A 9,110-nucleotide genomic window follows, 5' to 3' on the forward strand; every position below is an offset into this window, starting at 1 on the left:
TTCTTTTTGTCATAACTCAAGGATTTCTTAGAAGTGTTGTATAAATTATATAATACAGTCTTAAACCCTTCTTATAGACATTATAGGGAAATCGTGTTTTGCATTTAGTTGTTGTTTTTAATTTGATTAGTAAAATTATTGATACTATTTTGAGCGATACCATTTGCTGTTATATGCTTGACAAAAGCAGATCCAATGATTGCTCCTGAACTATATTGACAACTGAGTTTATAAGTATCGTTATTGTGTATATTGAATCCGATTAAAGTTGGATTGTTTAGTTTGTTTTGTTGAATTCGACTGTAGTAATCCGTTTGAGTATTCAGGTCTTTGTTTGCACCTGTGATACTATTCGATGATACCATATAGATAAAACCCGTTGTACATTGGTCGATTTGTCTGATGCGTTCTTGTGAAGTTTCATTGCTAATCAGCATAATATTACTGATATTAAGCGTATGGCATGCTTCTTCAAAATGTTGTTTGTAGTATTCCATAGGTAAGTCTGGAACTATAATACCGTCTACTCCAAGGACGGCACACTGTTGCAAAAAATTGTTTACTCCATATTGTAGAATGGGATTGAGATACCCCATGAGTACAATTGGAATTTGAACTGTTTCGCGAATGTTTTTAAGTTGTTCAAAGAGTATTTGAAGTGTCATTCCATTGTCTAAAGCTATTTGTCCACTTTTCTGTATAGTTGGCCCATCTGCTAAAGGGTCGGAATACGGAATACCTATTTCTACCAAATCTACTCCTGCTTGTTCCAAGTGAGTTAATATAGTCGTGGTATTATCTAAGTTAGGGTATCCTGCGGTAAAGTAGATAGATAAGATCTCTTTGTCTTTTCGTTTGAATAATTGTGTGATTCTATTTTTCATGAGTAAAGTATTTTGAATAAGTGAGCATGTCTTTGTCTCCTCGCCCTGATACATTGACAACAACAATATCAGATGGGTTGAATTTTACCTTTTCTAAAATAGCAAGTGCATGTGCCGATTCAAGGGCAGGGATTATGCCATCTGTCTTTGTCAAGTGAAAGGCGGCTTGTATAGCTTCCTCATCGGTCACCGCTTCTACTGTTACTTTGCCTATATCGCTTAAGTAAGCATGCGCAGGACCTATTCCAGGATAGTCTAATCCTGCCGAGATAGAGTAGGGTTCGATAATCTGACCGTCTGCGGTCTGCATTAAGTAAGTCATGCTACCGTGTATAATACCCTTTTGCCCCAAGGTGATACTGGCTGCGGTTTCTTCTGTATCTACTCCTTTTCCTGCGGCTTCAACAGCAATTAGTTTAGTATGGCCGTTATCTATAAAGTGGTAGAAAGCCCCCATAGCATTACTACCTCCTCCAACGCATGCAATGACATAGTCAGGTTTGTCAGTATTTTCTTTTTCCATTAATTGTTTGGCAATTTCTTCGCTGATTATAGATTGAAATTTAGCCACCATATCGGGATAGGGATGAGGTCCTACAACAGAACCTATGACATAGTGTGTATCTTTTGGGTTGTTTATCCATTCTCGTATAGCTTCATTTGTTGCATCTTTAAGTGTTTGACTACCACTTAGTGCTGGTACAACTTCAGCACCGAGCATTTTCATGCGTTCTACGTTCGGCTTTTGTCTTTCTATGTCTACGGCCCCCATAAATACAGTACATTCTAAACCCAATAAGGCACATGTTGTCGCTGTTGCCACTCCATGTTGCCCCGCTCCAGTTTCCGCGATGATACGTTTTTTGTTTAGTCTTTTGGCTAAGAGTATTTGACCGATGGTGTTGTTTATTTTATGTGCTCCAGTATGGTTGAGGTCTTCTCTCTTGAGATATATTTTGGCATTGTACTGTTTTGACAAGTTATTAGAGTAAAACAAAGGGGTAGGTCTACCTACATAATCTTTTAGCAATTGTTGATATTCTACTATGAAGGACTCGTCTTTTATGATAGTTAGGTAGTGTTCTTGTAACTCTATGATATTAGCTTGTAGCATTTCTGGAATAAAGGCACCACCGTATTGACCATAGTATCCTTTTTCATCTGGATTAAAGTGTTTCATGTTTTATGATATTCGTTATTGTTTGTATCTGTTTGCAATCTTTGAGAGCAATTTCGGTTTCCAGTTGACTATTTAGGTCAAAACCGATTAGTTGCTTATGTGTTATTTTTAGTGCTTCTTTGATATTCTGCAATCCCAACCCTCCGCTAAGAAGGAAAGGTGTCTTTCCGTTATAGGATTGAAGTATAGTCCAGTCGAAACTTTTTCCACTTCCTCCGTATTGTTTACAAGCGGTATCGAATACAAATAGGGAACAGTATTTTTCGTAAGGTGCTGTTTGCTTGAAATCAAAAGTGTCTGTTATTGCAAAGGCTTTGATTATAGGTATATTTTGTTGATAAAAGTAATTGCAATCTTCTACTGTTTCTGCTCCGTGTAACTGTATATAGTCCAGGCAGTACAACGTCACTATGTCTTGTATCTCGCTGAGCTTTGCATTGACGAACACTCCAACCTTTTTTATAGTCGATGGTATGTCGCTTAGTAGGGTTGTATCGAGATTACCTGCATATCTCTTGGATGAAGGATAAAAGATAAACCCCATATAGTCAATTGGCAAAGAAGTTAGTTCTTGTATGTTTTCTTTGTACTTCAGACCGCAAACTTTTACTTGATTCATAGTGCTAATGCTTGTTTGGTTTCTCTTAGTTTTATTGCTGGTTCAGGAGCTCTCATAAAGTATTCTCCAATTAGAAAGGCCGAAAAACCTTGTTGGTATAACTTGCTAATTGTGCTGGCATTATCTATACCACTTTCAGCTATTTTAATTGCTTTGTTGGGAAGCAATTGACTTAGGGCAACGCTATTGTCAATGTCTACCGAGAAAGTGTTTAAGTCCCTATTGTTGATTCCAATCAGATCAAACTCTGTGGAGAGATGTTCTCTTATTTCTGTTTCACTGTGAGTTTCTAACAAGACTTCTAATCCGAGTTGATGTGCATAATCTGTTAGCTGTTTTATGACCTCTGGTGGAAGTAATTTAGCTATTAGGAGTATCACATCAGCCCCTAAAGATTTCGCCTCTGTAATTTGATATTTATCGACGATAAAGTCTTTTTGAAGCAGTGGTACGTTTAATGTTACTCTTGCTGTACTAAAGTCATCTGATTGTGCACCGAAGAATTGTGAATCGTTTAAAACAGAGATAGCAGAAGCTCCTTCTCTCTGATATCCCGTCGTGATGTTTAGCAAATCGGCATTTGGTCTAATGATACCCTTGGAAGGGGATTGTCTCTTAAATTCAGCTATAATGTGAGGAGTATGTTCCCTTTTTATTTTATCTACCAAGGATATTCCTTCTCTGTGAAAGAGCGGTCTGTTTTGTAATTCTAACTCAGTTATTAATGCTTTTCGGTGTTCGACTTCTCGTTTTTTTTGTGCTTTGATTGTATCAAGTATATTTTTCATAGTTGTCTCAGTATTTCAAAAGATTGTTTTGCTTTACCTGTGAACAGGGAGTCTTTTGCTCGTTCCATTGCTTCTGTTATAGTCAATTTAGGGTAGTAGGTCTGTATGGCCAATGCTGCATTAGCTAAGACGACATTGCTTTGTTGTGTTGTTCCTTTTCCTTTTAAGATTGTCCAAAAGATGAGTGCAGATTCTTCTACTGTATTTCCTCCTTTGATGTCATGCTGTTTTATTGCGCTTAGATCAAAATGCGAAGCATCAATGATTCGCTCTCCTGTGTTGGTAGCTATCTTGCACTGAGAGGTTAAGCTACATTCGTCGTAGCCATCAAGAGAGTGTACAATACTGTATTGTGTTTGTTCTTGTTGTAAAAAGTATTGATACATACGCAGTAGCTCAAGGTTGAATAATCCAATAAGTTGTACTTTGGGTTGAGCAGGGTTCGTTAAGGGGCCTAACATATTGAAGAAAGTTTTGACCCCTAAGGCTTTGCGTATTGGAGCAATTTCTTTCATGGCAGGATGAAATAAAGGGGCGTGAAGAAAGCAAATGTTCGCTTCTTTTAGCTGTTTTTTTAAATCTTCTTCAGATGATTTAAAGTGTATACCTAAATTCTCCATTACACTTGAAGAACCTGAGATGGAAGAAACTCCATAATTTCCGTGTTTTGCTACTGGTATTCCCGCACCTGCAACAACAAAAGAGGCAAGGGTAGAGATATTAAAAGTGTCTTTGCCATCTCCTCCTGTGCCACACATATCCATAGGGTTGAATTCACTTAAATTAACTTTGATTGCCAATTCGACCATAGCTTCTCTGAATCCTTTTAACTCCTCTAATGTTATTGGACGCATTAAGAACGTTGTCAATAAAGCCGCTAATTGCATGTCTGAATAAGCTCGGTTAACCATGTTATATAGTACCTCTTTGGCTTGAGCCTTGCTCAAGGTTTTATGGTGTGTCAATTGATTGAGTATTTCTTTCATCCTTTTATTTTTTTAACCAGTTGTTTATAATTTGCTTTCCTGTTATAGTCAGTATTGATTCTGGGTGAAATTGCAATCCTCTGATGGGATAATCTCTATGTCTAAATGCTGTGATGTTTCCTTGGCCATCGTAGGCTAATACTTCTATATCTTCTGTCGGAGTATCTACAACCCACGAATGATAATGTGCAATAGGAAACGCATTGGTTAGTCCGTCAAATAGTTTGTCCTCTGCTACAATATTGATCGTACTGGAGATTCCATGCAGTGGTGTAGGTAGTTGTGTTAGTTGCATACCAAAGTATTGTCCTAAAGCTTGGTGGCCGAGACATATTCCCAATATATCTTTTGTGTGTGCATATTTAGTTATTACCTCCATGAGTTGACCTGCTTCTTCAGGGATACCTGGTCCAGGTGAAAGCAGTATTTTGTCATATTGTTGGATTGCACTTATATCTAATTCGTCGTTTCGCTTGATGTCTATTTGGTGTTCGCCAAATTCTTTGATTAAGTAGATTAGGTTGTAGACGAAGGAGTCATAATTATCTATTACAAGTATTTTCATGATTATAGTTCTTGTGCTTTTATAATAGCGGTTCGTATTGCTCTAAGTTTGTTGTTTATTTCTTCTAATTCGGATTGTGTATTTGACTTTGTTACTATGCCACATCCCGCTTGAAATTGTAATTCATTGTCTTGACTGAGAATGGATCGAATGTAGATAGCTTGATTCATCTCTCCATTTAGTTTAATTACTCCAACAGCTCCTCCATACAGTCCTCTGTTGGTGTTTTCATATTGATCTATGAGTTCCATCGCTTTATATTTAGGAGCTCCAGACAGAGTACCAGCAGGGAATGTGTCTTTGAATATTTCTATAGGATTAAAATCGGACTGTAGTTCACCACTGACCTTTGAAACTAAATGTATTACGTGGGAATAGTATTCTACGTGTTTTAATTTTTCAATATTTACTTTTTGACTGTGTTTGCTCAGGTCATTTCTGGCTAAATCTACAAGCATGATGTGTTCAGCATTTTCTTTTGGATCAAGGGATAGTGCTTTTGCTAATTCTTGGTCTTTTGCTAAATCTCCAGTTCGCTTAAAGGTGCCTGCTATAGGGTGTATGTAAGCTTTGTTGTTTCGTATAACCAATTGTGCCTCTGGAGATGAACCAAATATTTTGAAATTACCATAGTCAAAGTAGAATAGGTAAGGAGATGGATTTATGGATCTCAATGCGCGATACACATTGAATTCATCTCCACTGAATTTCTGTTTAAACTGACGAGAAAGTACTAATTGAAATACATCTCCTCTGAAACAGTGTTGTTTTCCTTTTTCAATTAATTCTAAAAATTCTTCCTCTGTGTTCGTTGTTGATTCTGTTTGGGTTGCAGAGAATGGAAACGAAGTCGGCTTCTGTCCATTGATTAGTTCAAATAGGTTGGACAGTTGTGACGATTCACCTTCGCTGAGGTGTTCTACCAAGTACAGTTCTGTATTGTAGTGATTAAAAACAAGGACATACTTAAAGAAATGATATTGAATTAACGGTGTGTTTTTGACTGTTGGTTTGAATGAAATGGACTCAAACAAGGGAATGCTATCATAAGACGTATAACCAAACAGTCCTGTGTTTAGAAATTCGACTTTAGCTTTATTAGTTATTTCAATACTTTGTCTGAAGTGATTCAGTTCGGTAGTTACTTCACTTTCTCTCGTGTTGAATGATCTTGTACTTCCGTCAATATAAGTTATACTTGTTTTATCTTCATCAGCTATGTATGAAGCAATAGGAGCTAAACCTATGTAGGAAAAACTATTCTCATTTGAGCTGTAATCAGAGCTTTCCAGTAGAAAACTGTGAGGGTATTTATCTCTTAGTTTAAGATAAAGTTCAACTGGTGTATAAGTATCACCAATAAGTTTTTGATAGTTAATTGTAAGTTTCATCTGTTGCAGTTATTGTGAATTAAACAAAAAAGGCCTACTGGATTCCCAGTAGGCCTTTTCTAATAGTGTAAGTTTTTTATTTGTCTTTATTTACCTTTCTACACTGTACTATATAGCCAACCGAATCCCACTTTGGAATTAGTTAACCACCACCAGTTTGTATTGATAAATAAATGAATCATGATTCTTAAGTTTAATAAGTATTTGTTCTTCTGTTTTTTGTTGAAAGGGTGTTAAATAAAAAAAGCCTACTGGGGTTACCAGTAGGCTATATATTAATGTAATATTATTTTTAGTATAAGATAATTACTTTAATACAAGGTATAACCAACTGAACCCATTATCGGATTTCATTTGCCACCACCAATTTGTATTAAATAATTTCATGTTCATTTTTATTGAATGTGTATGCTAATGTATTAAAAAAATAATATACTGTACCCTTTTTTATAAAAAATTATTAGGAAGGGTCTTCTTCTTTTAGTGGAGAAACTTTTATTTCTTCATCTAAATAGATATTTTCATCATAGAATGTAGTGAAGTCATCTATTTCATATTCTGGGCATGCTCCAGTGTGAGAGGTTATGAATGCACCTAATGTTGCCCCTTTCTTTAAAAACGTAATAGGGGTATTTGATTTTAATTTCTCTGCTAATAATCCTGCTAAGAATGCATCTCCACTGCCTACGGTGTCGCGGATGACTATTTCAATTGCTGGAAATCTATAAAGTGATTTTGTATCGCTGTAAATTCCACCTTTGGCACCTTTAGAAATAATAATTTCTTCACATTTAAAATATTCGTGGATAAAAGTGATGCTTTCTTCTTCTGTCGTGAATGTTTTATCTAGCTCGTTTAGGATAATTTCCAACTCCGCATTATTCATCTTGATGAGGTTGGCTTTTTTCATCATTTCCATTACAAATTTCAAGTCATAATGGGGAGGTCTTAGGTTGATATCAAAAACTTTGTAGTTCGCAACCTCTATTAATTGAGTCAGTGTGTTTCGACTTTTAGCTGATCTACTTGCTATAGACCCAAAGATGAATACATCTGAACGCTTAACAAGGTTGATTGTTTTTTCTTCTAAATCAATATAGTCCCAAGCACTATTTTCTAAAAAGTCGTAGTTAGCCTCATTGTGATCATCAAAAGTAGCAAAGACTGTTCCTGTTCTATACGTTGAATCTCGTTGAACATTGTCAGAGGAAATTTGGTTATCCTGTATGTGTTTTAATATTTTGTTACCTAAATCATCATCGCCGATTTTAGTTATAATATGGGTTTCTATACCAAATTTTCTTAAGTGATATACCACATTTAAAGGAGCTCCTCCAATTCTTTTGTATGTGGGAAATATATCCCATAAGACTTCACCGAAACTTACTGCAATAGGAGAGGAATTCTTTTGGATCATAGTATTGATTATTTTTATTTTATAAGGTCTAATATACGACTTTGGCGCTATTTCTATAATATGGAAACTTTAATTCTAAGTAATTATTTTAACTCTTATTATTGTTGATTTCTTACTGTCAATATCTTAGCTTCTTGTAAAGCTCTTAGTTAGGAGTGTAGTTGTGTTACCATTATAGAAAGGAATGTTTTTGAGAAATGGAGGGTAAAAAGATTGATAAAAGTGCATAGATTCCCGATTAAACTATTATAGTAATCTGTCATCTATATACCTTGTGATAGTGGAATTTTATAAGGTTGACATAGTTTGAGTTCTCAAGTGAGCATATTATATAAAGAAGGCTGTTCAAGTTTTACGTGAACAGCCTGTTTTTTTATTCGTGATAATACATTTTCTTGATCTTGTTTTTCAAGTCTTTCTTTTTGTAAAATCTAAATTGAAATTTTATGGTTTCTAACCATAGGCGAAGAAATACATCAAAGGAGTTTTTTCCAATTAAATGGGCATAGTGAGAAGCCATTTTTTCTATATCATCAATATTGGTCGTCAAATGAGATAGGTTTTTCATGCGCTTAGTAAAGTTCATTTCTTTATTGAACTTCATCCTATTTACGTCTACTAAGTAGAAGCTAAAAGTACCGTCTTCATTTTGCTTGATTAACGTGTTACCAGGTGAGTGGTCAAGGAATTTCACTTTTTTTTCATGAAGTTGGTACGTAAAGTCTATAAATTCTTTTAGGATTTTTTCTCTATTGGGATTTTCTGACTGCAGTAACAAATCTCTATACGTTAATTCTGCATCAACGTATTCTGATACATAAAAAGAGTTTCTCAAAGTTAGATTTGTAGTGTATTCAAAATAGGCAATTGCTTGAGGGCTATTTATTCCCAATTCATTTAATCTTTCAGAGTGTTCATAAGACCTTAAACCTTTTGGTTTTCGTATGAGTTTATAAACATATCTATTGATTATGTTTGGGATTTTAAATGATTTGATTGCTATTTTTTGTCCGTTCGAGAGTGTCGCAAGTTTGATGGAATTTCTTGATCCATTATAGATGCATGTATTTATTTCGTCATAGGCGTTGATAATTTTTGTTATTTCTTCTTTTAGATTTTGATATTGGGGATGTATTATCGCACTTACTCTTAAATGTTTCATAGTAAAAGTAGTTACAATTGTAGAGTAAAGTTAAATAGATTTTGAGAAACTCTATTTTAATATGGTTTTCCTTACGTTGTTTGTTATCAATGGTTTGTGTTTGTTTGAATGTTTGATT

Annotated in this window: 9 protein-coding genes; all 9 read right to left on the reverse strand. The window is 35.1% G+C overall.

The genetic code is table 11. From position 1 onward, the window contains the following. Positions 1-104: 104 nt before the first annotated feature. A complete protein-coding gene (gene trpA / locus GOQ24_RS02390; RefSeq protein ID WP_155090745.1) occupies positions 105-884 on the reverse strand; it encodes a tryptophan synthase subunit alpha in 780 nt (259 codons plus the stop codon). Continuing rightward, complete coding sequence (gene trpB, locus GOQ24_RS02395) at positions 874-2,064, reverse strand: tryptophan synthase subunit beta (RefSeq protein ID WP_155090746.1); 1,191 nt, start codon at positions 2,062-2,064, stop codon at positions 874-876. Before trpB ends, trpA begins: the two co-directional genes overlap by 11 nt. Further along, on the reverse strand, positions 2,051-2,683 hold the full coding sequence (locus tag GOQ24_RS02400; RefSeq protein WP_155090747.1) for a phosphoribosylanthranilate isomerase: 633 nt from the start codon (positions 2,681-2,683) through the stop codon (positions 2,051-2,053). Before GOQ24_RS02400 ends, trpB begins: the two co-directional genes overlap by 14 nt. Then, a complete protein-coding gene (trpC, locus tag GOQ24_RS02405; RefSeq protein WP_160339035.1) occupies positions 2,680-3,471 on the reverse strand; it encodes an indole-3-glycerol phosphate synthase TrpC in 792 nt (263 codons plus the stop codon). Before trpC ends, GOQ24_RS02400 begins: the two co-directional genes overlap by 4 nt. Then, positions 3,468-4,457 (reverse strand): anthranilate phosphoribosyltransferase, encoded by a 990-nt coding sequence (gene trpD / locus GOQ24_RS02410; protein ID WP_155090749.1) that lies wholly within the window; start codon positions 4,455-4,457, stop codon positions 3,468-3,470. The genes trpC and trpD overlap by 4 nt, the downstream gene beginning before the upstream one ends. A gap of 4 nt (positions 4,458-4,461) precedes the next feature. After that, positions 4,462-5,022, reverse strand: a complete 561-nt coding sequence (locus tag GOQ24_RS02415; RefSeq protein ID WP_155090750.1) for an anthranilate synthase component II — start codon at positions 5,020-5,022, stop codon at positions 4,462-4,464. Between the two features lie 2 nt (positions 5,023-5,024). Next, positions 5,025-6,413 carry an anthranilate synthase component I family protein gene (locus GOQ24_RS02420; RefSeq protein WP_155090751.1) on the reverse strand — a complete coding sequence of 463 codons (1,389 nt, stop codon included), beginning with the start codon at positions 6,411-6,413 and terminating at the stop codon, positions 5,025-5,027. Positions 6,414-6,873: 460 nt separating this feature from the next. Beyond that, positions 6,874-7,830 carry a carbohydrate kinase family protein gene (locus GOQ24_RS02425; protein WP_155090752.1) on the reverse strand — a complete coding sequence of 319 codons (957 nt, stop codon included), beginning with the start codon at positions 7,828-7,830 and terminating at the stop codon, positions 6,874-6,876. A 373-nt stretch (positions 7,831-8,203) separates the two neighbouring features. Then, positions 8,204-8,992, reverse strand: a complete 789-nt coding sequence (locus GOQ24_RS02430; protein WP_155090753.1) for a lipopolysaccharide kinase InaA family protein — start codon at positions 8,990-8,992, stop codon at positions 8,204-8,206. Positions 8,993-9,110: the final 118 nt, after the last annotated feature.

Origin of the sequence: Myroides sp. LoEW2-1 (assembly GCF_009767705.1) — a bacterium.
GTDB lineage: Bacteria > Bacteroidota > Bacteroidia > Flavobacteriales > Flavobacteriaceae > Flavobacterium > Flavobacterium album_A.